Annotated in this window: 21 protein-coding genes and 2 pseudogenes; 6 read left to right on the forward strand and 17 right to left on the reverse strand. The window is 59.9% G+C overall.

Annotation, left to right across the window (positions count from 1 at the left end):
- Positions 1-53 precede the first annotated feature (53 nt).
- Positions 54-941, forward strand: a complete 888-nt coding sequence (galU, locus tag FHT86_RS29735) for a UTP--glucose-1-phosphate uridylyltransferase GalU (RefSeq protein ID WP_133710504.1) — start codon at positions 54-56, stop codon at positions 939-941.
- 39 nt (positions 942-980) lie between these two features.
- Here the strand turns inward: galU and FHT86_RS29740 are convergent, their stop codons facing one another.
- The gene (locus tag FHT86_RS29740) at positions 981-2,513 is read right to left on the reverse strand and encodes an outer membrane beta-barrel protein (protein WP_133710505.1); all 1,533 of its coding nucleotides are present in this window, start codon (positions 2,511-2,513) and stop codon (positions 981-983) included.
- 198 nt (positions 2,514-2,711) lie between these two features.
- Here FHT86_RS29740 and FHT86_RS29745 point away from each other — a divergent pair, with 198 nt between their 5' ends.
- Positions 2,712-3,707 (forward strand): SIS domain-containing protein, encoded by a 996-nt coding sequence (locus FHT86_RS29745; protein WP_133710506.1) that lies wholly within the window; start codon positions 2,712-2,714, stop codon positions 3,705-3,707.
- On the opposite strand, the gene FHT86_RS29750 is transcribed toward FHT86_RS29745, so the two are convergent.
- Both FHT86_RS29750 and FHT86_RS29755 read right to left on the reverse strand, forming a co-directional pair.
- Positions 3,708-4,166 carry an NfeD family protein gene (locus FHT86_RS29750; protein WP_133710507.1) on the reverse strand — a complete coding sequence of 153 codons (459 nt, stop codon included), beginning with the start codon at positions 4,164-4,166 and terminating at the stop codon, positions 3,708-3,710.
- Positions 4,167-4,168: 2 nt separating this feature from the next.
- A complete protein-coding gene (locus FHT86_RS29755; protein WP_133710641.1) occupies positions 4,169-5,185 on the reverse strand; it encodes an SPFH domain-containing protein in 1,017 nt (338 codons plus the stop codon).
- A 401-nt stretch (positions 5,186-5,586) separates the two neighbouring features.
- On the opposite strand from FHT86_RS29755, the gene FHT86_RS29760 reads away from it, so the two are divergent.
- A complete protein-coding gene (locus tag FHT86_RS29760; RefSeq protein WP_133710508.1) occupies positions 5,587-6,495 on the forward strand; it encodes a S1C family serine protease in 909 nt (302 codons plus the stop codon).
- 75 nt (positions 6,496-6,570) lie between these two features.
- Here FHT86_RS29760 and hemH read toward each other — a convergent pair whose 3' ends face one another.
- The 11 genes from hemH to FHT86_RS29815 all read right to left on the reverse strand — a co-directional run bounded on the left by hemH (position 6,571) and on the right by FHT86_RS29815 (position 17,954).
- The gene (hemH, locus tag FHT86_RS29765) at positions 6,571-7,596 is read right to left on the reverse strand and encodes a ferrochelatase (protein WP_133710509.1); all 1,026 of its coding nucleotides are present in this window, start codon (positions 7,594-7,596) and stop codon (positions 6,571-6,573) included.
- A gap of 98 nt (positions 7,597-7,694) precedes the next feature.
- The gene (locus FHT86_RS29770) at positions 7,695-10,055 is read right to left on the reverse strand and encodes a 5'-nucleotidase C-terminal domain-containing protein (RefSeq protein WP_133710510.1); all 2,361 of its coding nucleotides are present in this window, start codon (positions 10,053-10,055) and stop codon (positions 7,695-7,697) included.
- A 148-nt stretch (positions 10,056-10,203) separates the two neighbouring features.
- Positions 10,204-10,524 carry a hypothetical protein gene (locus FHT86_RS29775; RefSeq protein WP_133710511.1) on the reverse strand — a complete coding sequence of 107 codons (321 nt, stop codon included), beginning with the start codon at positions 10,522-10,524 and terminating at the stop codon, positions 10,204-10,206.
- A 33-nt stretch (positions 10,525-10,557) separates the two neighbouring features.
- Positions 10,558-10,935, reverse strand: a complete 378-nt coding sequence (gene omp10 / locus FHT86_RS29780) for an outer membrane lipoprotein Omp10 (protein WP_133710512.1) — start codon at positions 10,933-10,935, stop codon at positions 10,558-10,560.
- A gap of 181 nt (positions 10,936-11,116) precedes the next feature.
- Positions 11,117-12,568, reverse strand: a complete 1,452-nt coding sequence (locus FHT86_RS29785) for a homospermidine synthase (protein ID WP_133710513.1) — start codon at positions 12,566-12,568, stop codon at positions 11,117-11,119.
- Between the two features lie 136 nt (positions 12,569-12,704).
- The gene (locus FHT86_RS29790; protein WP_133710514.1) at positions 12,705-13,610 is read right to left on the reverse strand and encodes a heme-dependent oxidative N-demethylase family protein; all 906 of its coding nucleotides are present in this window, start codon (positions 13,608-13,610) and stop codon (positions 12,705-12,707) included.
- Positions 13,611-13,619: 9 nt separating this feature from the next.
- On the reverse strand, positions 13,620-13,988 hold the full coding sequence (locus tag FHT86_RS29795; protein WP_133710515.1) for a DUF4440 domain-containing protein: 369 nt from the start codon (positions 13,986-13,988) through the stop codon (positions 13,620-13,622).
- A 10-nt stretch (positions 13,989-13,998) separates the two neighbouring features.
- On the reverse strand, positions 13,999-14,283 hold the full coding sequence (locus tag FHT86_RS29800) for a YciI family protein (RefSeq protein ID WP_133710516.1): 285 nt from the start codon (positions 14,281-14,283) through the stop codon (positions 13,999-14,001).
- Positions 14,284-14,287: 4 nt separating this feature from the next.
- Positions 14,288-14,929 carry an aminotransferase class IV family protein gene (locus FHT86_RS29805; protein WP_133710517.1) on the reverse strand — a complete coding sequence of 214 codons (642 nt, stop codon included), beginning with the start codon at positions 14,927-14,929 and terminating at the stop codon, positions 14,288-14,290.
- On the reverse strand, positions 14,914-16,074 hold the full coding sequence (locus tag FHT86_RS29810) for an aminodeoxychorismate synthase component I (RefSeq protein WP_133710642.1): 1,161 nt from the start codon (positions 16,072-16,074) through the stop codon (positions 14,914-14,916). The genes FHT86_RS29805 and FHT86_RS29810 overlap by 16 nt, the downstream gene beginning before the upstream one ends.
- A 23-nt stretch (positions 16,075-16,097) precedes the next feature.
- Positions 16,098-17,954 (reverse strand): M3 family oligoendopeptidase, encoded by a 1,857-nt coding sequence (locus tag FHT86_RS29815; protein ID WP_133710518.1) that lies wholly within the window; start codon positions 17,952-17,954, stop codon positions 16,098-16,100.
- A 223-nt stretch (positions 17,955-18,177) separates the two neighbouring features.
- Between FHT86_RS29815 and FHT86_RS29820 the strand changes: the two are divergent.
- The 3 genes and pseudogenes from FHT86_RS29820 to FHT86_RS29825 form a co-directional block, all read left to right on the forward strand.
- A pseudogene (locus FHT86_RS29820) lies at positions 18,178-19,429 on the forward strand (sigma-54-dependent transcriptional regulator); the annotation flags it as partial.
- A 122-nt stretch (positions 19,430-19,551) separates the two neighbouring features.
- Positions 19,552-19,761, forward strand: a pseudogene (locus FHT86_RS38965) (helix-turn-helix domain-containing protein); the annotation flags it as partial.
- A 174-nt stretch (positions 19,762-19,935) separates the two neighbouring features.
- Entirely contained in the window at positions 19,936-21,903 is a 1,968-nt protein-coding gene (locus FHT86_RS29825) for a DUF882 domain-containing protein (protein WP_133710520.1), read from the forward strand.
- 79 nt (positions 21,904-21,982) lie between these two features.
- On the opposite strand, the gene FHT86_RS29830 is transcribed toward FHT86_RS29825, so the two are convergent.
- From FHT86_RS29830 to FHT86_RS29840, 3 genes are all read right to left on the reverse strand, one after another.
- On the reverse strand, positions 21,983-22,246 hold the full coding sequence (locus FHT86_RS29830) for a DUF2312 domain-containing protein (protein WP_133710521.1): 264 nt from the start codon (positions 22,244-22,246) through the stop codon (positions 21,983-21,985).
- A 94-nt stretch (positions 22,247-22,340) separates the two neighbouring features.
- The gene (locus tag FHT86_RS29835) at positions 22,341-22,646 is read right to left on the reverse strand and encodes a DUF1244 domain-containing protein (protein WP_133710522.1); all 306 of its coding nucleotides are present in this window, start codon (positions 22,644-22,646) and stop codon (positions 22,341-22,343) included.
- 62 nt (positions 22,647-22,708) lie between these two features.
- Positions 22,709-23,506 carry an N-formylglutamate amidohydrolase gene (locus FHT86_RS29840; RefSeq protein WP_133710523.1) on the reverse strand — a complete coding sequence of 266 codons (798 nt, stop codon included), beginning with the start codon at positions 23,504-23,506 and terminating at the stop codon, positions 22,709-22,711.
- Between the last annotated feature and the right edge of the window lie 120 nt (positions 23,507-23,626).

The following is a 23,626-nucleotide window of genomic DNA, read 5'->3' on the forward strand; positions in this document are numbered from 1 at the left end:
CTGACCCCCGAACAGCTTTGGCGCAAAGCGATGTAATTCCCCAGGAGGTATGAGTGGGACAGCATAAGAAGGTGCGTAAGGCAGTATTTCCGGTCGCCGGACTTGGGACGCGGTTCTTGCCAGCGACCAAGGCGGTGCCGAAGGAGATGCTGACCGTCGTCGACAAGCCGGTTATCCAATACGTCGTCGATGAGGCGATGGAGGCAGGCATCGAGCATTTCGTGTTCGTGACCGGCCGCAGCAAGCATGTCATCGAAGACTATTTCGACATCCAGTTCGAGCTTGAGCATACCCTTCGTCAGCGAAACAAGAATGCCGAGCTGTCGCTGCTGAACGGCCTGCTGCCCAAGGCAGGCACGGCAAGCTTCACGCGCCAGCAGGAACCGCTCGGTCTCGGCCATGCCGTCTGGTGTGCACGCGAGATTGTCGGTGACGAACCGTTTGCGCTGCTTCTGCCCGACATGGTGATGCGTGCGGAAAAGGGCTGCATGAAGGGTATGATCGAGCTCTATGAGCACAGTGGCGGCAACGTCATCGCCGTCGAAGAATGTGCTCCGGACCAGACCCATAAGTATGGCATCGTCGGCGTGGGGGAGACCATCGGCAACGGCTTCCGCATTACCGAGATGGTCGAAAAGCCAGCCAAGGGCACGGCTCCCTCGAACTTCTTCATCAACGGCCGCTACATCCTGCAGCCGGAGATTTTCCATATCCTGGAAAGCCAGGAGCGTGGTGCGGGTAATGAGATCCAGCTGACGGACGGCATGCTGAAGCTCGCCCAGGAGCAGGATTTCGCCGGCTATCACTTCCAGGGCCAGACTTTCGACTGTGGCGCCAAGGATGGCTTCATCCTCGCCAACGTTGCCTTCGCTCTTGCCCGCGCGGATATCCGTCCGACCATCGAGGACGGGTTCAAGGCACTGGTCGAGGCGCTGAAGTAGGCATGAATCGTCTCCTTCCCGCGCTGCGGGGAGGAGATGCTACCTCTTGACGGTCAATCCGACACCCGCCTGAAGTTGCTGTGTGTCGTCGCCCGTCTTTCGCGACGTTAGCTGATATCCGACATTGCTGGTCAAATCGAGATAGCGGTTGATGCCCCAGGTGAAACCGAGGGCAGCATCGTATTCGGTTTCGTCGGCAAAGGCGCTGTTGGACGGGTAATCACGCCAGATCGTGCCGCCGGTCAGTTTCGCCGTGAGGTCGTCGCGCAGTTCCTGGCTCAGCGTGCTGGTGAGCTGATAGGCCGTATAGCCGCTTTCCCCCGCCGTCGTTGACGGCTGGACGCTGGTCGACAGGCCGATGCTGACATCGGTGCCGCGTTGGGGTGACCAGGCGAGATTGCCGTCGACGGTGGGCGAATCGATCGAGGCGAGGCGCGAATCGTCGAATTCCGTATGCTGATAGCCGAAACCCAGTTCGCCCTTCATCTTGTCGCCGAGATCCAACTCGATACCCGCCTTGCCCCCGTAACTCTGATTCGAGCGCGCATATCCATCGCTGTCGCGCGATTGGTCGTAGACCGTCTTGCCAAGATCGGCTTCGAGGAAGGGTATGAGAGCGGGTGACAGTTCGTAACCGATGCGTCCGCGCCAGGTGCCGGCCGTCTGGTTGCGGTCGCTGAGCGTGACCTGCGTGCCGTCCGACAGGGTGGCGTCGGAATAGACGGTGCGGGTCAGCGCTACGGCTGTCGTGCCGCGCAGCAGGCCGAAATCGCGCTCCAGCGATGCGCCGGCGTCGAATTGGTTGACGGCCGATTGCTTCGAGGCGCCGGCGATGGCGTTCGGATCGCTGGTGTCTTCGCGGAAGAACTGATAGCCGGCGGTGATATGCGCCGTTGTATCTGAGGGAAGGTCTAGGCGCAGATCGGCGTTGATATCGACATTCGGCTGCTCCGCGCCGTTGCCGCTCAGGTTTTTCTGCCAGACGCCCTCACCGGTAACGGTCAGCGCATGCCGGTCCCAGTCCGATGTCAACGTGCTGCGCAGATCGGTCTGCAGGAAGCTGCGGTCGTCATTGGTGGAGCCGGTGCGGTTGCGCTCGACATTGATGGACTGGTTGACGGAGGGGCGCAGGGTGAATGTGCCGAGCGGTATGCCCTGTACGTCCTCACGATCCGGATGCTGCTGCGCCTTCAGGTCATCGACACTGGTCTCGCGCAGATTGACGCGGCGCAGGTCGTCATCGAGGGTAGAGCCCGTCGTCGTCGGGTCGATGCCGTCAAGCCGGAGGCGGGCATTGGGCGATGCGGCGGTATCCGTTGCGGCCTGATTCGCGGCTTTGGTCGTCCTGGATTTGGAGGATGTCGTGGTCGTCGCGTCTGAACCGGGCAGATCGAAATTATCAGTATCGGACGAAGCCGCCGTCAGATTGGTACTGGTGCTCTGGCTGGCATCGAGCAATTGCGCGTGAACCGGCATCGGCATGGCAAGTACGCCCCAGCCCAGCAGAGCGGATGCAGCGCATGCCGTCAGCCGGAGGGAGTCACCACCCGCCTTGTTTTTGCCGATGTCCATTTGATCTATGTCTGGCCTTACTGGAAATGCTTTAAATCCTTACCCAACCGTAAAGGCCCATGGTTAACGCTTCCTTGCCAGCGGACTACAAGGAGTAAGTAGTGACGGATCTTGCTATGGCGGTGCGACGACCCATCTCTAGCAGCACAAAATCGATCTCTGGTGGACAGAAATAGAGAAAAGCGGTACCCCTCGGTCATGAATAAGAGAGCAGTGAGACTCATCGAGAACGGTGCGATCGAATCCGCGATGCGGACGATCGAGACCGAAAGGCGGGGGCTGGAAGCGCTGGAGCGTTCGCTGGTCAATGGTTTGGCCGAGCCTTTCAGCCGCGCGGTGGAGCTTCTCGGCCACATCAACGGGCGTGTCATCGTCACTGGAGTCGGCAAGAGCGGCCATATCGGCAACAAGCTCGCCGCCACTTTTGCCTCCACGGGAACGCCGGCTTTCTTCGTGCATCCGGTCGAGGCCAATCACGGCGATCTCGGCATGATCACGCATGACGACGTCATTGTCGCCATGTCCTGGGGCGGCGAAAGCGCCGAACTACGTGGCATTATCAGCTATTCCCGTCGTTTCTCCATCCCGATGATCGCCATTACAGCCGGCGAGACATCGACGCTAGCGCGCGAGTCGGATGTGGTTCTGTTGCTGCCCAAGGAGCAGGAAGCCTGCCCGCATGGGCTGGCGCCGACGACATCGACGCTGTTGCAGCTTGCGATCGGCGATGCGCTAGCCGTGGCACTGCTGGAGGCGCGGGGCTTCACCGCGGAGGACTTCCGCACCTTCCATCCGGGCGGCAAACTCGGCGCCAGCCTCTCCCACGTCATCGATATCATGCACAAGGGCGATCGCGTACCGCTGGTCAAGCTCGGCACGGGCATGCCGGAAGCAGCGATGACCTTGTCGAAGATGCGTTTCGGCTGCGTCGGCGTGATCGATGACGACGGTTGCCTCTGCGGCATCATCACCGATGGCGATATCGCCCGCAATCTCGGTAGCAGCCTTGCGCAGATGCGGGTAGACGATGTGATGACGCGCAATCCAAAAACGGTGAAGGAAACGACGCTGGCGACCGGCGCGATGGCATTGCTGAACCGCCACAATATCTCGGCGCTGATCGTTGTCGACGACACCCGGCGGCCCATCGGCATCGTCCACTTCCACGATCTGCTGCGGATCGGCGTCGCCTAATCAGGCCGTTTCGACGGTCAGGTCGCGCCCATTGCTGGCGACGACCTTGACGCGGGTGCCGGCCGGAAGGTCCGGCCCCATCACGGTCCAAAAGGTATCGTCCAGACGGATACGGCCGCGGCCTTCGGTAATGGGTTCGTTGAGCGTTGCTGTGCGACCGACCAAGCTTGCGCCGCGTTGGTTGAGGAAGGGCTCGTCGGTCGTCTGATTGTTGTTATAGACATAGCGGCGGCCGAGCAGCGTGACGATGACGGCAGACGCCGCGAAGACCAGCAGTTGCACCTGCCAGATCCAGAAGGTGTTTTCCCAGAAGAGAAGCGACAGCGCGCCGACAATGATGGCCGCGAGGCCGATCCAGACGAGGAAGAAACCCGGCACTACCAGCTCGGCGGCGAGCAGCACCAACCCCAGCACCCACCAGCTCCACGGGCCAAGTTGAACGACGAGATTGTCGAACATGGTTAGCTCTCCCGTGGCGGCTGCGGATTGATGGACGGCGTCGTGCGCGCAGAGCCGGGACGCGGGCGGGGCGATTGCGGCGAAGTGCTGCCGTCGCTGTTATCGCCGAAAACCTCGCGGGCGATGGCTCCGATGCCGCTGAGTGAGCCGAGGATCGAGCTGGCTTCCATCGGCATCAGCACGATCTTGGAATTGCCGGCGGTGCCGATCGCCGCCAGTGCCTCGGTGTATTTCTGGGCGACGAAATAGTTGATCGCCTGCACATTGCCTTCGGCAATCGCCTCGGAGACCACGCGGGTCGCCTTGGCTTCGGCTTCAGCCAAACGTTCGCGTGCTTCGGCGTTGCGGAAAGCAGCCTCGCGCTGGCCCTCGGCCTGCAGCACGGCCGCCTGCTTGGCGCCTTCCGCGCGCAGGATCTGGGCGTTGCGCAGGCCCTCTGCCTCCAGAACCTGGGCACGCTTCTCGCGCTCCGCCTTCATCTGCCGTCCCATGGCGTCGACCAGATCCTTCGGCGGCTGGATATCCTTGATCTCGACGCGGGTCACCTTGATGCCCCAAGGCTGGACGGCGTCGTCGACCACACGCAGCAGCCGGTCGTTGATGGCGTCACGGTTGGACAGCAGCTCGTCGAGGTCCATCGAGCCCATGACCGAACGAATGTTGGTCTTGGTGAGGTTGAGGATGGCGGATTCGAGATTGGTGATCTGATAGGCGGCCTGGGCGGCGTTCAGCACCTGGAAAAAGGCGACGGCGTCGGCCGAAATGCTGGCGTTATCCCGGGTGATGACCTCCTGGGTCGGGACGGCCAATACCTGCTCCATGACATTCATGCGCGCGCCAATCGTCTCGACGAAAGGCACGATCAGATTGAGCCCCGGCTCCAGCGTGCGGATATAGCGGCCGAAGCGCTGGACCGTGTAGCGATATCCCTGCGGCACCGTCTTGATTCCTGCAAACAGCACCAGGATGACCAAGACAACCAAGGCAACCGCAACGATGCCGAACCCACCGATTACCATAAAATCCTCCATGGACGCTCCCGCACGATACGTGGTTTGCGTCACGTCAAAGCACTGCCGCAATCCTCGCGCATTCGAGCGAATAGGCGACGCAGCAGATCAATCAGATGTGGTGGGTTAGCATGTTCTCGGCAAGGGCGGAATGGGCCGCACTATCCAACCTTTTACCCTTCTCAATAGCGTGAAAGTGCGGGCGGAAACCTTGCGTTTCTGGCCCGAACAGACAGCTCCCGTCTCTGCGGAAATGAGATTCAGCCGAACTGGCAACCAGGACACTCAAATTCGCCCAAGGCCTTGCACCTAACCACACATCTTCATACCTTAAGGGAAGGAAATGTATCCGGTTTCTGCTGCCGCGCAGCCTTCTGAGCCATAGCATGGCGCATCACCAGGGTGAGACTATGATTATCGATAGGACTTTGCGGTCAATCGTGGCCGTGCACGCTTCAATTCCGGAAGATGCCTTCACGGCCGGGGCGTTAGGGACCCGGCGGGAAGGCAGCGGTGTGGTCATCAGAGATAACGGGCTGGTGCTCACGATCGGTTACCTGATCACCGAGGCCGATGAGGTCTGGCTGACGACCAATGACGGGCGTGTGGTTCCTGCTCATGCACTTGCCTACGATCAGGAAACCGGTTTCGGTCTGGTCCAGGCCCTTGGGTCGCTTGGTGTTCCCGCGCTGGATTTCGGCGACGTTGCCAAGGCTGAGATCGGCGATCCCGTCGTGATTGCTGACGGGATCGGTCAATTCGTCCGCGCAAACATTGTCGCCAAGCAGGAATTCGCCGGTTATTGGGAATACCTGCTGGAGGAGGCGATCTTCGTTGCGCCCGCCCATCCTTCATGGGGAGGTGCTGCGCTCATCGGCACGGACGGCAAGCTTTTGGGTATCGGCTCGCTTCACCTGCAGATGGCCTCCCAAAACGAAGAAACTGCCGACATCAATATGGTTGTGCCGATCAATTTGCTGCCGCCTATTCTGGATGATCTGCTCAACCGAGGCCAGGTCAACAAGCCACCGAGACCCTGGCTTGGGGCTTTCTCCGCCGAGAGCAACGGCGAGGTCGTGGTCATGAGCGTGGCAGAAGGCGGTCCGGCCGCTCAAGCGGGCTTGCGTCGAGGCGACGTCATCTCCGAGATCCGAGATGGCGAGGTTGACAGCCTGGCTGATTTTTACCGCAAGGTATGGGAAAGCGGCCCTGCCGGTGCAGAGATCCCGATGAGAATATTGCGCGACGGCCGTGAAGCATGGCTGCGCGTCAAGTCGGCCGATCGCAACAGTTTTCTGAGGAAGCCGCAATTGCAATGAGGCACCGGTTGCGTGGCGGAGTTCTGGACTAGAACAGCGCTCGATGAGGCGTGCGCTGCGAGGGCAGGGTGAGCATCAAGCCCAGCCCAACAATTCCCGCCTCACCACCTTCTCCAGCACCCGCATCCCATCCTCGCTGTCGTTCAGGCAGGGGATGTGCGTGAATTTCTCGCCGCCATTGTGGTGGAAGGATTCGGCGGCTTGTTCAGCGATTTCTTCAAGTGTTTCCAGGCAGTCCGAGACGAAACCGGGGTTGAGGACCGCGATGCGTCTGGTGCCCTCCTGGGCGAGGCGCTCCACCGTTTTGTCGGTATAGGGCTGAAGCCATTCCTCCGGGCCGAATCGGGACTGGAAGGTGATCATAAACCTGTCCTCGGGAAGTCCGAGCTTTTCGCGGAGCAACCGGCCAGTCTCCATGCATTGGCCGTAATAAGGATCGCCCTTCTCGGAATAGGAAAGCGGGATGCCGTGGAAGGAGGCTAGGATCTTCTCCGGCTGCCAGTCGAGCGTTGCGAGATGCCGGGTCACCGAGTTGGCGAGCGCCTCGATATAGGTGGGATCGGTATGATAATCGGGCACTGTGCGCAGCACCGGTTGCCAGCGCATGGTCATCAGCTTTTCGAAAGCTTTGTCGTTGACGGTGGCGGTGGTCGCGGCCGCATATTGCGGATAGAGCGGGAATAGCAGGATACGGTCGCAACCCTGATTTTTCAGCACCTGGATACGGTCGCCGATCGAAGGTTTTCCGTAGCGCATCGCCCAATCGACGATAACGTGGGGCAAGTCCGTCAGCCGCTCGGCCATCAATACCGACTGGTTGCGGGTATAGGTGCGCAAGAAACTTTCGTTCTTTTCCTTATTCCAGATTGTCTCATAGGCCTTGCCGACCTTGCCGGGGCGGGTGTTGAGGACGATGCCAAACAGGATCGGGTACCATTTCCACCGAGACCATTCGATGACGCGCTTGTCGGTCAGGAACTCGCGCAGATAGCGTCGCATCGACGTGTAGTCGGTACCATCCGGCGTGCCGAGATTGACGAGAAGGACGCCGATTTTGCCGGATTTCTGTTGCGAATAGCCGGTCGGGGCTTCTGCGGTCATCAGTTGTGTTCCTCTCAACGAAACGGAGTACCTCACATAGGAACAAAAGCCGGCCCGGGAAAGCCCGGACCGGCTGAGTTTTGCGAGACAAATGGTCTTTACTTGGCCGGTATCGTCAATTCACGGCCGACGGAGAGATGGCGCGGCTTGAGATCGTGATTGGCGGCCAGAAGCTTATGCCATTCATTGGCGTCGCCGTAGTAAGTCTTGGCGAGATCCCAGAGCGTATCGCCGGCGACGATGACGTGCGTGGTCGGCGTTTTCGGCGGTTCGCTGCTTTCGACGGCCGGCGCGGTGGTCTCCTGGGTCGTTGTGGGTGTGGTAGCTGGTGCCGTTGTTGTCGGAGTTGTGGTTGTCGCCGGAGCGGTCGCAGCCGGCGCCGCAGTCTCAGGTGTCGAGGTGGCAGGTGTTGTGGTCGTGGGCGTTTTCGACGGCTCGCTGCTGTCGGCGGTCGGTGCGGTGGTCTCCGAGGTCGTCGTCGTTGTGGTAGCGGGAGGCGTTGTCGTCGGAGTGGTGGTTGTCGCCGGAGCGGTCGCAGCCGGCGCCGTGGTTTCAGGTGTTGACGTGGCAGGTGTTTGGGTGGTGGGTGTTTTCGGGGGCTCGCTGCTTTGGGCCGTTGTCGTTGCGGCAGCGGGAGGCGTTACCGTCGTGGTGGTGGTTGTCGCTGGAGCGGTCGCGGCCGGCGCCGTGGTTTCAGGTGTTGAAGCCGCGGGCGCCGGGGTGTTGGCCGTTGTAGTGGTGGAGGACGCTGCACCGGTATCAGTCGCAGCCGGGGCGGGTTTTTGATCCGAAGTGGCCGCCTGCTGCGTTTCTGCCGGTTTCGCTGCGTCCGGTTGGGTGGCAGTTGCGGTCCCGCCGACCTGCGTCACGCGGCCGTCGGTATAAGGCTTGTAAGGACTATGGGCGGCCAGATAGTCGGCGACGACTGCTTCCAGATCGGGGCCGAAGTCATAGGCATCCTTGCCGTTCTGCGCAAAGACGACATAGCCGTCCCCGCCGGCGCGCATATAATTGTTGCTGACGACGCCATAGGTCTTGTTCGGATCAAGCGGCACGAATTCCGTGCCTTCCTGCACCACGACGGAGACTACGCGGCTACCGGGCGGCTTTGATTTATCAAAGGTATATTTGAGACCGGCGACCTGCGGGAAACGGCCGGCGCCGTCATCGATCTGGCTGAGGCCGTTTTCCAGCGCTGCCTTAACGTCCGCGCCCGTCAACTGGAAGGTGGCGACCGTATTCTGAAAGGGCAGCACGGTCAGCACGTCGCCCATCGTGACGTTGCCGCCTCCGATAGAGGCTCGCAAGCCACCGCCATTTTGGATGGCGATGTTGATCCCCTGGTTTTTGGTTCGATCGAGCATGGCGTCGGCGACGAGATTGCCCATCGAGCATTCTCCTGCGCGGCAACTCTCGCGCGATCCATCGATGGGGTCCGTGGAGGAGCCGATTACCTTATGGCGCAGTTCCTCGATCGGCTTGGCCATTTCCTGGACACGGGCTGATATCGTGGGGTCCGGTTTGACCGTGGAATCGAGCAGGATGGGATCGCCCTTGGCTTCCTTGACGACACCGTTGTCATCGAAGGTGATGACGATATCGCCGAGATATTTACTGTAGGAGGCAGCCTGGACGACGGGAACTTTATAGCCGGCCGGATTGTCGACCATCGTAGGATAAGGGCCGGCGGCTTTTGGATCGGTGTTCGACAGCAACGTATGCGAATGGCCGCCAACGACGACATCGACGCCGGCGATCCTGGCGATCTGGGCGACATCGCGGGGATAGCCGACGTGGGTGAGCGCGATGATCTTGTTGACACCCTGCGACTTCAGCGCGTCCACCTCGGCACTGATGGCGGCGGCATCGTCAGTGATCTTGACATGCGGGCCAGGTGAGGCGAGCTGGGGCGTCTCGGTCGTGACTGCGCCGACGATGCCGATCTTCTGGCCGCCGATATCGAGCACGACGGACTTCTTGATGCGGTCGCCGATTTTCGATTGGTTGTCCACCACCAGGTTGGCTGTGACGACGGGGAATTGCGCCTTGTCGAGGAAAGCGGCGAGCGGGCCTTCTCCGTCATCGAATTCGTGATTGCCGACCGTCATGGCGTCGATCTTCATATCGTTGAGGAATTCGACCTCGGCAGCCCCCTTGTACGTCGTGTAGAACAGCGAGCCCTGGAAATTGTCGCCGGCATCGAGCAACAGGACATTCTGACCGGCAAGTGCGGCACGACGCTGGTCAATTGCGGTCTTCAGCCGCGCTGCCCCGCCGAAGCATTCATTTTTGCTTTCTTCCGCGGCCGAGCAAGTGGCGTCGAACTTGTTGATCGACTCCACGCGTGAATGGAAATCGTTGAAATGCAGAATGTTGAGCTGGTAATCCGCGAAAGCGGCGCTGGCGCTGAGCGCCAAGGCCGCGGCGGCCAAAAGACCCACACCGAAGGGCTTCGTCATCTCTCTCTCCTGTTGCTCACCAATATCCGGTCCGCCTTTGCCCCCGGCGGTTCCTCACATGAATGTTTCCATCACGGCAGAAAGAGCGCAAGCGAAAGCTGTTGGGTTTATTAGGATTTCGCAAATCCACGGGAAAGAAGTCGCGACGTCAGGCACAGGCCTCGATGGAGGCGTCGCCGTAGGATTCCAGCACGGCGGCGATGAAATTCCAGCCGATGGAGAGAGAGACAAGCAGGCAGCAGAGTGCCGCGACGCGGTGAAAGCGCCGGCTCCTGTCGCGGTAAAGCAGGATGGTGCCGGTGCCGTAGATCAACAAGGCGGGCAGGGCGATGATGAAGACGGCTATTGGTCCGTCGCAATCGAGAGCGGTGATGCCCTGTGCCTTATAGCTGTTGGCGGGCAGAACCGCCGCCAGGACGGCGAGCGGCAAGGCGGCGATGAGAACGAGATAGAGCGCCATTCTGCGCATGGCATTTTATCCGTCCGCACCGCCTGTTCCAGCTTATCGACGATTGAGGGAGAACTGCTTCCCGGCATCGGAGGTGCAGTTGAGCTGGTAAGGGCTGATCAGGGCGCAGTTGATCTTGGACTGCGTCTTGCGCACCAGCGAGGTCATGTTGATCTCGATCAGGCTGGGGGAAACACTGGTATAGGTGCCGGAGGCCAGAACGGAGTTGCTGTCGGTAGTGTGGGTCGTGAAGGTGCCGGCCTGGAAGGTCGAAATGAGGCCGTTCGCATCGCTCCAGTTGCCTTCCACCCCCGTCCCCTGCGGCTGCGCGCTTGCGCGTATGGCAGGCGGAGGCCTCGATCCGCCGAAATCGACGCAAGCGGACAGTGCTGCTGCGGCGGTGACAAGGGCAATGCTGGTTCTGATCTTCATAAATGTCTCCCGCGATTGAAGGCGGACTAATATCATGCTGGTTGCGAGAAACATGGCGCGGCCATCTGTTGAAAGCAAGGCTTCAGAACCCGTCACCTTGATTTATCCGGTGAGCGTAACAAAAATGCCCGCACGACCTGTGCGGGCATTTCAATCGTCGATTATTCGGATGATCGGCCGATCAACGAACCAGGATGTTCTTGAACTGCCAGGGATCCTTGGTGTTGATGTCTTCCGGGAACAGCCCAGGCCGGCCGTCGAGCGGCGTCCAGTCGGTGTAGTGGCCTTCAACTGGGCCGAGATAGGGCAACTGTACTTCGAGGCAGCGCTTATAGTCGATCTCGTCGGCTTCGACGATGCCGGCGGTCGGATTCTCCAGAGCCCAGACCATGCCGGCGAGAACGGCTGATGTCACCTGCAGACCGGTCGCATTCTGGTATGGGGCGATGCGACGGGTCTCTTCGAGCGACAGGCGCGAACCGTACCAATAGGCGTTTTTGTCGTGGCCATAGAGCAGCACGCCGAGTTCGTCGATGCCGTCTTCCAGCTCATCTTCGTCGAGGACGTGGTGAACCGGCTGCGGCGTACCGCCATTGCCGAACATTTCGTGCAGCGAAAGTACGGCGTCGTTGGCCGGATGGTAGGCGTAATGGCAGGTCGGGCGGAAGGTGACTTCGCCATCCTTGTCGCGGACCGTGAAGAAGTCAGCGATCGAGATCGACTCGTTGTGAGTGACCAGGAAGCCGTACTGGGGACCCGGCGTCGGGCACCAGGTGCGAACACGGGTGTTGGCGCCCGGCTGTTCCAGGTAAATGGCGGCCTTGGAACCCTTCTTGTGCGTCTTGGCGTTCTTCGGCATCCATTCTTCATGGGTGCCCCAGCCGAGTTCGGCCGGCTGCATGCCTTCCGAGATGAAGCCTTCGACGGACCAGGTGTTCCAGAAGACGTTCAGCGGCTTCGGATGCTTGGTGCGCTGGGTGTCGCGCTCGGCGATATGGATGCCCTTGACGCCGACCTTCTTCATCAGCTTGGCCCAGCCTTCGCGGTCATGCTGATCCGGCTCTTCGAACTTGACACCAATGTCATTGGCGAGATTGACGAGGGCCTGCTTGACGAACCAGGACACCATGCCCGGGTTTGCTCCGCAGGTGGAAACCGCCGTCGCGCCGCCCGGGTTCTTCGCCTTTTCCTTGCGCACGGTCTCGCGCAGCGCATAGTTGGTGCGGTCGGCGTTCTTCATGTTCTTGTCGAAATAGAAGCCGAGCCAGGGTTCAACGACGGTATCGATATAGAGCACGTCGAGCTTGCGGCAGAACTTGATGAGGTCGAGCGACGAGGTGTCGACCGAAAGGTTGACGCAAAAGCCTTGACCGCCACCTTCCGTCAGAAGCGGCTTCAACAGCTCCTTGTAGTTGTCCTTGGTGACATATTCCTTGATGTGCCGGACGCCGTGCCTCTCCAGGATCGCCAAGTGGTCGGCGTCCATTTGCGGGTCGATGACGACCATCCGGCTCTTGTCGAATTTGAAGTGGCGCTCGATCAGGGGCAAGGTGCCGCGGCCGATGGAGCCAAAGCCGATCATCACGATCGGACCGGTAATTTCGGCATATACCGGATAGTTCTGTTCGGTCATTCTTGTCTCCTTCGAAAGGCAGGACGCCGTTCGGCCTATGAAATTCAATCAATGTTTGCGCGAAAATGCGAGGTGAACGGCTCTAACCATATATTGATGTCACAATAAAGAGCCGTCCCGGCTTATCGGGTAAATGTCAAGCTGATGAAGCAACTTCCGCAAGCACTCGTAATTGCCTCACCAGCTCCGCTTTCTGATGAACCAGACCTTTATAGACCACCTGCCGTTCGTCCAACGCATCCAATTGTGCGGCGAAGCTTAATGCCAGTTCCGAGGCTTTGGGATGGTTCGCGATCGCGGCGATCGGGTCGACATAGACGCGGATGGTGAAGAGGATATCGCCCGATATCGGCAGTTTGCGCAGCGTCTGGCGCTCGACACGAGCAAAACGGGTTTCGAGCGTGGGGGCCGTGGTGCCTTGCGGCCGTCTGTGTTTAGACGTCGGGACAGACAGCTCATTTGTCGTATTCACCGACCAGTTCATCCGCTCGACGGGCTGCGGCACCTGCAGATTGTCGAAGATGCGGGTGATCAGGGTGGCGTTGCGCGTGCCCTCGCCGAACCCCGGCACATCAGCATGGATCGCCTGCATCGGCCGGCCGAATTTTTCCTGAAGTGACCATGACGAGGGGAAGGCGACATGGCCGGCAACGAGATGCCAGCCGTCCGTCTTGCGGCGCATGATGACGAGATCATCGCTGATCAGCGAGCCGGCCTTCAAGAGGGGCGGAACCGAGGTATCGGCAAGATCGACCGAGTGACCGGCGGCAGAAACGACATCGTCCTTGCGGCGATAGATGGCTGGATGCTGGTCGCAAAGATAAGCCGCCAGAAGATCGAGGCATTCCTGCTGCGCATTCTCAGAGCCGGCTTCGGAGACGAAAATATCGTCGCGATAGTCGCGAAGAAGTCGGCGCTTTTCATCGAGATAGCGCCTGAGATCGGCGTCCGGCTCGATCCAGCGGGCGCAGTCCAGTGGTGCCAGGCCGATGGTGAAGGGTTTGGCGGATCCGTCATAGGGTGTGTAAGTCAGTTGCGTCATGAATAGAGCTTATCGCGTCAGCGTTCCCTGATGGAAGATCATCCGCCACTTGCCATCCGTCTCCAGCCGCCAGATCGAACTTCTGAGCGTTCTGACCGTGGGCTTGTCCGGAGAATCGCGCGTGGCCCGATAGGTGACGAGAGCGATGCCGTCCGAAAGCAGGCGAGCGTCGAAGTCCTCAAGTGTCCGCGAGGCGATATTCTCCGGATCTGTCGGAAGCCGGGTCAGGATGTCCTCCAAGTCGAAAAGCAGGCCGGAGCTGCCGATCTCGCGGAAATCAGTGGAAAGCAACTCCGCCAAGGCCTGCCGCGAGCCACGCACCGCAGGGTCGAAGAGCCGTTCTTCCAGGTCTTTCAAGTGCGCTTTTAGATCGTCCAATGGGCTTTTCTCAGCTCTTCAACGTCTCCAGTCCCTCGGTCACGGTCGTCAGAGCAATTTCCGTGACTTCATAGGCGGCTACGCCATGGATCGTAAAAGGATCGACGGCGACATAGGCTTCCAGTTCGGCGCGGTCGCCGCGGGCAAAGATGATGCCGCCGGTGCGAGGTACCTTGCGGCCGGACGCGAGGAACCAGCCCTTGGCATAGCCTTCCTTCACCCAGGCCATATGCGGCTCCATGTGCTTGTCGGCTTCGTCATTGCCCTTGAGATAGGTCAGCGAGAGAATGAGCATTGCGTCAATTCCATACGAGTTGCGCGCGGATCAGTCCGCGCAGAGAGTTTCCGACATAAAGCGTGGCTTTTTCCAGATCGTCCAGCCTTATCCGACCGACGCGGGCTTTGCGTTGGCAGATGAGTTCGGTGCGCAACACACCGGCGAGCAGGCCGGAAGAAATGGGTGGAGTTCGGAACGGACCGGAACCCTCGTCGAGGAAAATCGAGGTGATGGTGCCCTCGCAGACCTCATCCTTTTCATTGAGCAACAGCACCTCGTCGGCTTCCGCCGGCGAATATTCGCCGCGGGCAGCCTCATAGACGGATCGGCGAGTGGTTTTGACGCGTAGCAGCTTGTCGGTGGAATCAAGCCGGGTCTCGGCAACGCGGATGCGCCAGATGGTGTCAGGAACAAGGGGCGTAAAGGCGGCGGTCGTCACTTCTGTCCGCCCGGCGCGATCGAATGTCAGGCGGACCCGCATCGGAGCGTTCGCGCCAGCCACGACAGCATCCAGTTTCGCCAGCGCATCCTTCGGTGCGGGAAAGCCCAGACGGCGGGCGGAGCGTTGCAGCCGGGCAAGGTGTAACCGCAGGCGCACGAAGCCGATTTGCGGTTCATAACGCAGCGTCTCGATCAGCGAAAAATCGTCTAGCGCTTGATCCATCGATCCCCCACGGCGAAGCGCGCCTTCAACAGGCATTCTTCATATTCTGCTTCCGCCGTCGAATCGAAAACGATGCCACCGCCGACATTGAAGACGGCACGGCCATCATCGAACAGCGTGATGGTGCGGATCGCGACGGAAAAGCGCATGGCGCCGCCAGGCGAAATCATGCCGATTGCCCCGCAATAGGCATCGCGCGGGCCGTCTTCGAGATCATGCAGAATTTCCATCGCCCGCATTTTCGGCGCGCCGGTGATCGAGCCGCAGGGGAAGAGCGCTGCGAAGATATCGCGGACGGTCATGTTGTGGTGCAGCTTCGCCTGCACATGGCTGACCATCTGGTGCAAGGTCGGATAGGTCTCGATCTCGAAGAGTTTCGGCACATCGAGCGTACCGACTTCGGTGATGCGCGAGATATCGTTGCGTAGGAGATCGACGATCATCCGGTTTTCGGCCTGGGTCTTCTCGTCGGCCAGCATGGTGCTGATGATTTCCGCATCCTCGACGGCGTCGACGCCGCGCTTGGCCGTGCCCTTCATCGGATGCGTCTCGATCCAGCCGCTGTCGTCGGTGCGGAAGAAGAGTTCGGGTGAGCGCGACAGAATGATCGGGCCGCCGAGATCGACCAGAGCACCGTACTTCACCGGCTGACGCTCGATCAGCGACCAGAAGGCGGTTCTGGCATCGCCATTCCAGCGGGCCGAGATCGGCATCGTAAGGTTCGCCTGATAGCAGTCACCTTGGCGGATATGCCAATGCAGCCGGTCGAATCTCTCTTTATATATAGGGAAGTCCCACGCGGCCGTGGCGTCGGTCAGGAACTCCTCGTTTTCGAGGCGTTGCATTGGCTGGGCGAGGGGATGGCGGTCCGCCGCCGGAGCATCGAAAACGCCGAAGCAAAGCAGCGGCGTCTCTCGGTTCTCCTCGGCGAAAGGCGCGAGTTTTTCCTCGAAGAGATGGCCGGCCTCGTAGGCGATATAGCCCGCCAGCCATTTTCCTTCGGCCTTCGCCTTCTCCATCCGGTCAAGGGCATCGAAGAATTCCGCGCGTGTTCGAGCCATGATGATCTCCGCCGGCTCGGCGAAGAGCATCACCTGTCCAGTGCTGTCGTCCCGGAAGAGGACGTAGGGTTGGGCATCGGCCATGCGCGGTTCTTCATCAATGTGCATCAAGCGCTCTTATCAAGCGCCTCCAGCTCATCGATGAGCCCTTCGATCATCGACAGTCCCTTGCTCCAGAACGACGGATCGGTGGCATCGAGGCCGAAGGGTTTCAGGAGTTCGGAGTGATGCTTGGTGCCGCCGGCCTTTAGCAGCTCGAAATATTTCGCCTGAAAACCTGCTTCGGCATTCTGGTAGACGGCGTAGAGCGAATTCACCAGGCAATCGCCGAAGGCATAGGCATAGACGTAGAAGGGCGAGTGGATGAAGTGAGGGATATAGGTCCAATAGGTCTCGTAGCCCTCGGAAATCTTGATCGCCGGGCCTAGGCTTTCCGACTGCACGGACAGCCACAGCTCGCCGATATCATCGGATGTCAGCTCGCCGTTCTTGCGGGCGGTGTGCAGCTTGCGCTCGAATTCGTAGAAGGCGATCTGGCGCACGACCGTATTGATCATGTCCTCGACCTTCTGGGCGAGCATCGCCTTGCGCTCGTGCTTGTCGGTGGTCCTGTCGAGCAGGGCTCGGAAGGTCAGCATTTCGCCGAAAACAGAGGCGGTTTCAGCCAGCGTCAGCGGTGTCTGGCACATCAGCGCGCCCTGGCCGCCGGCAAGCACCTGATGCACGCCATGCCCGAGTTCGTGCGCCAGCGTCATGACATCGCGTGGCTTGCCCATATAGTTGACGAGCACATAGGGATGGGCGGACGGAACGGTCGGATGGGCAAAGGCGCCCGGCGCCTTGCCGGGGCGCACGGGCGCGTCGATCCATTCCTCATCGAAGAAACGCTTGGCGATTGCGGCCATTTCCGGGGCGAAATTGTTGTAGGCAGAGAGAACGGTCTCCTTCGCCTCGGTCCAGGAAATCAGCGCATTGGAGGTTTCGGGCAGCGGCGCGTTGCGGTCCCAGAAGTTCATCTGCTCCATGCCGAGCCACTTGGCCTTCATCTTGTAATAGCGGTGCGAGAGGCGCGGATAGGCGTCGCGGACCGCCGCTGCCAATGCGTCGACGACTTCGCGCTCGACACGGTTGGCCAGGTGCCGGCTGTCGGCAATGTCCTCGAAGCCGCGCCAGCGGTCGGCAATGTCCTTGTCCTTGGCGAGCGTATTGGTGATCAGGGTAAAGACGCGCAAATTGGCCTTGAAGGTCTCGGCCAAAGCCATTGCCGCCTTGCGGCGCGCCTCAGGATCTTTTTCCTGCAGCATGTTCAAGGTGACTTCCAGCGGAAGCTTCTCGCCGTCGACCTCGAAGCGCAGCTCCGCCATGGTCTCGTCGAACAGGCGATTGAAAGCGGCGGCACTTGTCATGGACTTTTCGAGGAATAGCTGCTCCAGCTTGTCCTCGAGCTGATAGGGCTTGTCCTTGCGCAGGTCGACGATCCAGGGACGATAGTGGCCTGCTGCGGGATCGTTCGCCATGCACGCATCCATCACGGCATCGTCGATACGATTCAGTTCCAGCGGGAAGAACAGCAGATGGGCCGAATAGTCGGTCAGCCGCGCCTGCACGTCGCCATAGAGCTTGCCATTGGCCGGATCGCTGGTGTTGGAGAAATAGGTGAGCCCGGCGAAGGAGCCGAGGCGACCCATGATGTCGTCGAGCGCTTCATATTCTTTCAGCGCGGCGCCGATGCCGGCATCGCCGGTCTTGGTCGCAGCGTCGGCAAGCTTGCCCTTCCACTTTTCCTCGAAGGCGATTGCCGCCTTGCCAGCCTTTTCCATGTCGCTGACGAAGGCGGTGGATGTGGCGGAAGGATAGAGATCGCTGAGCTTCCAGGCCGGCAGGTCGCCGAGCGCGGCATTAGTCGCCGCCGCCGCCGGGCCAGCGGAAAAGTTAAGCGATGAATGGAGCGAGGTCGGGCTCATGGGCAGTATTTCCTCTGCTTTTCTTTACGGGACAGTCCGGTCGGTCCGTGTCTATTCGGCTGAAAAGGCCGCGGCAAGGGCGGATTTCCTTGGGGCCGAACAACCGGACTCATGGGCGATGTTATATTCGTCACAATGATTAAAATACGACGCTTTGGCAAAACTTCATGTTCAAGCCTTTCTGCGAATGTCCCCATCAGGTTTCGCATGAAGTGAGGCACCAATGACCGTATTTAATAGCGCCAAGGGGGGCGCGCAGATTCTTGTTGTTGAGGATGATCCGATTCAACGGCGTCTGCTTAGAAACGCTATCGAGCGGCACGGACACGTTGCTCATATGGCGGAGAATGGCCGTTTCGGCCTTGAGATTCTGAAGCGCAATAGCGAGCAGATCAATGTGATCGTACTCGATCTTATGATGCCTGAGATGAACGGCATCGAATTTCTGGGTGCGCTTAGCGATATGGGTATCGATCTGCCCGTCATCGTGCAGACGGGGCAGGGCGGTATCGAGACCGTGGTGCAGGCCATGCGGGCCGGCGCTTTCGATTTTGTCGTCAAGCCGGTGTCGCCTGAACGGATAGCGGCTTCGATCGCCAATGCGCTGAAGCTCGATCAGCGCGAGGCCAGGGCTCGTGCCGGACGCAGGTCGCGCTCAAGCACGATCAGCTTCGACGACATCGTCTCGGCGAGCCCGGCGATGATGCGCGTGATCGACTTGGCTCAGCGGGCTGCGCAATCGAACATCCCCGTGGTGCTCGAGGGTGAATCCGGCGTCGGCAAGGAGCTGGTGGCGCGTGCCATTCAGGCTGCTAGCGATCGCGCCGGCAAGCCGTTCGTGACGGTCAATTGCGGCGCCATTCCGCACAATCTTGTCGAGAGTATTCTCTTCGGCCACGAGAAGGGTGCTTTCACCGGCGCTGCCGAACGGCACGTCGGCAAGTTCATGGAAGCGGACGGCGGCACGCTGTTCCTCGACGAGGTCGGCGATCTGCCGCTGGAAGTGCAGGTCAAGCTCCTGCGCGCCGTGCAGCAGGGCGAGATCGAGACGGTCGGCGCGCGCGTCGCCCAGAAGGTCAATGTCCGGCTGATCTCGGCCACCAACAAGGATCTGATCGAGGAGGTGAAGGCCGGGCGATTCCGTGAAGACCTCTACTATCGCCTTAACGTTTTCCCGATCACCATGCCGGCGCTGCGCCGCCGCAAGGAGGATATTCCGTACCTTGCCCGTGCCTTCGCCGACCGATTTGCGCACGAACAGAAGCTCGGTCATTCGCTTTCGATCAGCCCCGGCGCTGTGGCGCTACTGACGGCGTATGACTGGCCGGGCAATATCCGCCAGCTCGAAAACGCGATCTTCCGCGCCGTCGTGCTGTCTGAGGGTTCGGAATTGATCGAAGCCGATTTCCCGCAGATTGCGGCACAGTTGCCGGGGTATTTCACCGCTGAGCACCCGACTTTAGTTGTGGATAATTCCGAGGCTTTCGGCATCGACGCGGCCGCCGCCGAAAGGTTTGATCGCGGTATGCGTGTCATTTCCTCGGATGCGGCTACAACTCCGCCGCTTTCGATCGTCGAAACGTCATCTGGACATGTATCAGACAATGTCATCGCCAGTACTGACCCGTCCGGCGACGTCAGAAAGCTCGCAGATGTTGAAGAAGAGCTTATTCGATTCGCTCTCAAATTCTATCGAGGGCAAATGAGCCAAGTGGCAAGGAAGCTCGGAATTGGCCGTTCGACCCTCTATCGAAAGTTGAAAGACTATGGGATAGACCCGGATGACCCGCAGAAACATGCAGCCTGAGCGTATTTTAACGTTTACGCAAGCATATTTTGTTACCCGTCGTAAAGCACTTGTTAGTGCATCGTTCACCATGTATGAAGAGGGCGACCATGTGTGGCATTTTTGCCATCGTGTCACCGCAATTGACAGCCATTTGGAACACGATGCGACATTGTCTGTCGGACGGGGATCGAATTGCCGAATCTGAGTGGAAATACCAAGCCTAATAGCTTGAGCTGGCGTTCTGCGTGCTCTGAGATATTTCGTAAGGTGGCCAAGGTCGTAGCCGTTGGCTTCCTTGCGATGGCCGTTTCCACTCCAGTTTTCGTTGGAACCCCTTCCCAGGCAGGCGGCGAAACCCGCAGCCTCAAGATCTATTATGTCCATACAGGCGAAAAGGCCGTCATCACCTACAAGCGCAATGGGAAGTTCGATCCGGACGGTCTTCAGAAACTGAACCGTATCCTGCGCGACTGGCGTAAAAACCAGCCGACCAAGATGAACCCGCGTTTGTTCGACCTGATTTGGGAAGTCTACCGCGAAAGCGGCTCGCATGAATTCATCTATGTCATCTGCGGTTTCCGCTCGCCGGGAACCAACGAGATGCTGCGCACGCGTTCGGCCCATACGGGTGTCGCGAAGAAAAGCCAGCATATGCTCGGCAACGCGATGGATTTCTATATTCCTGACGTCAAGCTCACGAAGCTGCGCGAGATCGGCATGAAGCTGCAGGTCGGCGGCGTCGGCTACTATCCGACGTCTGGTTCGCCCTTCGTCCATATGGACGTAGGCGGCGTGCGCGCATGGCCGCGCATGGATCGCCAGGATCTTGTCCGTCTCTTCCCTGACGGCAAGACCATGCATATCCCGGCTGACGGACGCCCGCTGCCGGGCTATCAGGAGGCGGTTGCCGACTATAAGCGCCGCATGGCATCCGACGATATCCAGGTCGCCAGCTCGTCCTCTTCGCGTCGCGGTTTCTTCGCCAGGCTGTTTGGTGGCGGTGCGGATGAGGAAGAGGACAATGCGGATGACGGTGCACCGGCAACGGCAGCGCCGACGACCGCCGTTGCTAGCAACAAGAATCAGCCGGCTCCTTCAGCGGACGATGGCGACGACAGTCAGTCACAGACGCAAGTTGCCAGCATAAATGCGCCTGTTCCGCAAGTACGTCCGGCCTTCGGCAATCAGCCGGCGGGTAGCGAAGTTGCTTCGGCTCTGATGTCATCACCGCAGGACGCCGCTCAGGATGCGCTTGCCGCAGCCATGCCGGATGCGAATGGCCAACAACAGGATCCTCAGCAATATCCGGATCTTCGTGCTTATCACGTTCCCGTGCCGGCGCTGCTTGACCGCCGTTCGCCCGGTGATGCCGAGCTAGCCTCCGCCGAATCCGACGCGAAGGACCAGACTGCCGACGTGCCTGTCCCGGCCGAGCGTCCGGAAGTGGCTGAAAGCCTGCTAGCCTCTGCCGATGCCGACCCGGATGCCATCGATGATGCCGCCGATGAAGGCACGCTGTCGCCCTCGATCGTTGCCGCTCTCGAACAGCATCGCAGCAATGAGACGGATGTAAATGATGGCGTTCCCGTCAATGCGGCCGCCGTTAACAACGTCGCATCCAAGGACGAGATGCCGGTGAAGGATAACACGCCGGCCAAGAATAACGCTGTTGCCGACAATGAAGCTATCCGGGCAATCGCCGCGGTCTCGCCGCAAAAGAGGCCGGGTCAGCAGATGCCGATGCAGGTGGCAGCACTCGCGCCGACTGCCAGCGAGATCAAGGTCAGCAGCGGCCGCTTCAACGATAGTTTCGAACCGGCGCGGCCGCAGGAGCGTCCGATTGCTGCCGGTATTGCGACGAAGGGCGGTCGCCCGAACAAGCAGGATGCCGCGGTGGCTGATGCCGGCCGTGCCACGGTGACCACCGAGCCGAAGCTGACCGAAAAGATGATCTCGCAGTGGGCGATCGCCAATGCCCGCGTCGAGATCGTCAACCGCCCGGTCAAGGCGCCGCGCTTCGTCAGCCCGACGCTGCGTGCCCAGCCGACCGCCGTCTATACCGAAGGCTTCAAGGTGCAGACCGCATCGATCGATCCGGAACGCTTCAGTGGTTCGGCCGTGAACTTCCTGCAGGTGAAGAAGTTCAATTCAGTCGAATAGCTACCGCTATCAACTCCAAAAGAAAAACCGCCGAAGCGATTCGGCGGTTTTTCTTTTTCAGGCGATCGTGGCTTGAGGCTCAGGCTTCCGGCGGAGCTTCGATCATGCCGAGGGCGTGAAGATAGGTGTCGAGGATCAGATCTTCCTCCATCCGCTCCTGTTCGTCCTTCTTGCGCAGCGAAATGACCTTCTTCAAGATTTTGGTATCGAAGCCCATGCCCTTGGCTTCGCCGTAAACATCCTTGATGTCGTCGGCAATGGTCTTCTTTTCTTCTTCCAGCCGTTCGATGCGCTCGACAAAAGCGCGAAGCTGATCGCGGGCGACGCCATGAGCATCAGACATCATTGTCTCCTGATTGCGTGGGATTTTGAATTCGATGGGCCGTTGACCTGCCGCGAAAGGAGCGCGAGGTCAAGCCGTCTCGATAGAAGTGGCGCTATTCTTTCGGCTTGTTCAGCTCAAAAGCGGCTTTTTGCACAGCGGATGCCTCCGCCTGATGCAGATTTTTCCAGTCGTCATAGGACATGCCGTAGACCATTTCACGCGATTCGTCCTTGGTCACCGGCAGGCCTGCTTCCTCGGCCGCCTCGCGATACCAGTTGGACAGACAGTTGCGGCAGAAGCCTGCGAGATTCATCAGGTCGATGTTCTGAACGTCGCTGCGCTCGCGCAGATGGGCGACAAGGCGACGGAAGGCTGCCGCTTCCAGTTCGGTCTGCTGTTCCTTGGTGAGTTCGGTCATCTCTATCTCCTCAAGCCATTTCACTGGCATGATGTTGTCCAAAACCGCGGCACGCTTTGGTGTCAAGCGTCGTCGTACGGGCCGGTGCGCGACGGGTAGCGCTTGTATTCATGCAGCGCCGGATCGTCGTTCAGTGCCGAAAAGATCGGTGCCAGCCGCTCGGTCCATTCGCTGATGCCGGCCTCCTCGCCGATCAAATCTTGGCGAACTTCCAGCAGCGCATGCGGAATGCCCTTGACCATGCAGTGGCGGTACATGGTGTCGTTCCTGAGCGCCCCGTCGTAGGGTTCGTTGTCGCCTATAACGAGATTGGTGTCGGCACTCAGCTTTGCAAGAAGCGGCAGTACAGCGCGCTCATCGCTATCCCAGAGCACGCTCGCATGCCAGGGGCGGGGGACGCCCTTCCAGGCCGGCGTGAAGGAATGCAGCGACAGCACCAGCGGCGCCTTGCCAGTCGCCTCCGCGACCGATGCGATCGTTTCGTCCACAGCGCGGTGATAGGGCCGGTGGAAAGCTTCGATGCGATAATTCCATTCTTCCTCGGTAATCGGATGATTGCCTGGGATGATCGCCCCATCGGAAATCTTCATGATCAGCGTGGGGTCGTCTTCGCCGCGGTTCGGATCGATCAGCAGACGGGAAAAGCCGCCCAGTACGGAGGGCACGCCGAGCCGCGCCGAAAGCTTGCGGCAAAGGCTCTCGATGCCGATGTCATAGGCGATATGCCGCGAAAAGGCAGTTTCCGGCAGCCCCAGCCGTCCATAACGTTCGGGGAGGTTCCGCATCGCATGATCGCCGAGGATGACCATGCCTTTGTCACGATTGCCGGATATGATTTCGAAAGATTTGAAGTCATTCATGTGGATTGTAGATTACCGCATTTTCAGCCCGTTGTTTGATTGCATGCGCGGGCGGAAGGTGCAAGGCTCGGCGTATTGATCGGGCGAGGAGCGGGCCTCAGAGCGCCGTCACCATCCCGT

Source organism: Rhizobium sp. BK313, from assembly GCF_014193655.1.
In the GTDB taxonomy this organism is placed as follows: domain Bacteria; phylum Pseudomonadota; class Alphaproteobacteria; order Rhizobiales; family Rhizobiaceae; genus Rhizobium.

What these genes read in the sequence shown, in the direction of transcription:
- FHT86_RS29790 (WP_133710514.1), bottom strand. Translation starts at nt 13,610, where the DNA reads ATGACGCAACTGACTTACACACCCTATGACGGATCCGCCAAACCCTTC.
- FHT86_RS29755 (WP_133710641.1), bottom strand. Translation starts at nt 5,185, where the DNA reads ATGGTAATCGGTGGGTTCGGCATCGTTGCGGTTGCCTTGGTTGTCTTG.
- hemH (WP_133710509.1), bottom strand. Translation starts at nt 7,596, where the DNA reads ATGACCGCAGAAGCCCCGACCGGCTATTCGCAACAGAAATCCGGCAAA.
- FHT86_RS29760 (WP_133710508.1), top strand. Translation starts at nt 5,587, where the DNA reads ATGATTATCGATAGGACTTTGCGGTCAATCGTGGCCGTGCACGCTTCA.
- FHT86_RS29775 (WP_133710511.1), bottom strand. Translation starts at nt 10,524, where the DNA reads ATGCGCAGAATGGCGCTCTATCTCGTTCTCATCGCCGCCTTGCCGCTC.
- FHT86_RS29785 (WP_133710513.1), bottom strand. Translation starts at nt 12,568, where the DNA reads ATGACCGAACAGAACTATCCGGTATATGCCGAAATTACCGGTCCGATC.
- FHT86_RS29815 (WP_133710518.1), bottom strand. Translation starts at nt 17,954, where the DNA reads ATGAGCCCGACCTCGCTCCATTCATCGCTTAACTTTTCCGCTGGCCCG.
- FHT86_RS29800 (WP_133710516.1), bottom strand. Translation starts at nt 14,283, where the DNA reads ATGCTCATTCTCTCGCTGACCTATCTCAAGGGCAATGACGAAGCCGAC.
- FHT86_RS29745 (WP_133710506.1), top strand. Translation starts at nt 2,712, where the DNA reads ATGAATAAGAGAGCAGTGAGACTCATCGAGAACGGTGCGATCGAATCC.
- FHT86_RS29750 (WP_133710507.1), bottom strand. Translation starts at nt 4,166, where the DNA reads ATGTTCGACAATCTCGTCGTTCAACTTGGCCCGTGGAGCTGGTGGGTG.
- FHT86_RS29810 (WP_133710642.1), bottom strand. Translation starts at nt 16,074, where the DNA reads ATGGCCGATGCCCAACCCTACGTCCTCTTCCGGGACGACAGCACTGGA.
- FHT86_RS29805 (WP_133710517.1), bottom strand. Translation starts at nt 14,929, where the DNA reads ATGGATCAAGCGCTAGACGATTTTTCGCTGATCGAGACGCTGCGTTAT.
- omp10 (WP_133710512.1), bottom strand. Translation starts at nt 10,935, where the DNA reads ATGAAGATCAGAACCAGCATTGCCCTTGTCACCGCCGCAGCAGCACTG.
- FHT86_RS29770 (WP_133710510.1), bottom strand. Translation starts at nt 10,055, where the DNA reads ATGACGAAGCCCTTCGGTGTGGGTCTTTTGGCCGCCGCGGCCTTGGCG.
- FHT86_RS29840 (WP_133710523.1), bottom strand. Translation starts at nt 23,506, where the DNA reads ATGAATGACTTCAAATCTTTCGAAATCATATCCGGCAATCGTGACAAA.
- FHT86_RS29835 (WP_133710522.1), bottom strand. Translation starts at nt 22,646, where the DNA reads ATGACCGAACTCACCAAGGAACAGCAGACCGAACTGGAAGCGGCAGCC.
- FHT86_RS29740 (WP_133710505.1), bottom strand. Translation starts at nt 2,513, where the DNA reads ATGGACATCGGCAAAAACAAGGCGGGTGGTGACTCCCTCCGGCTGACG.
- FHT86_RS29830 (WP_133710521.1), bottom strand. Translation starts at nt 22,246, where the DNA reads ATGTCTGATGCTCATGGCGTCGCCCGCGATCAGCTTCGCGCTTTTGTC.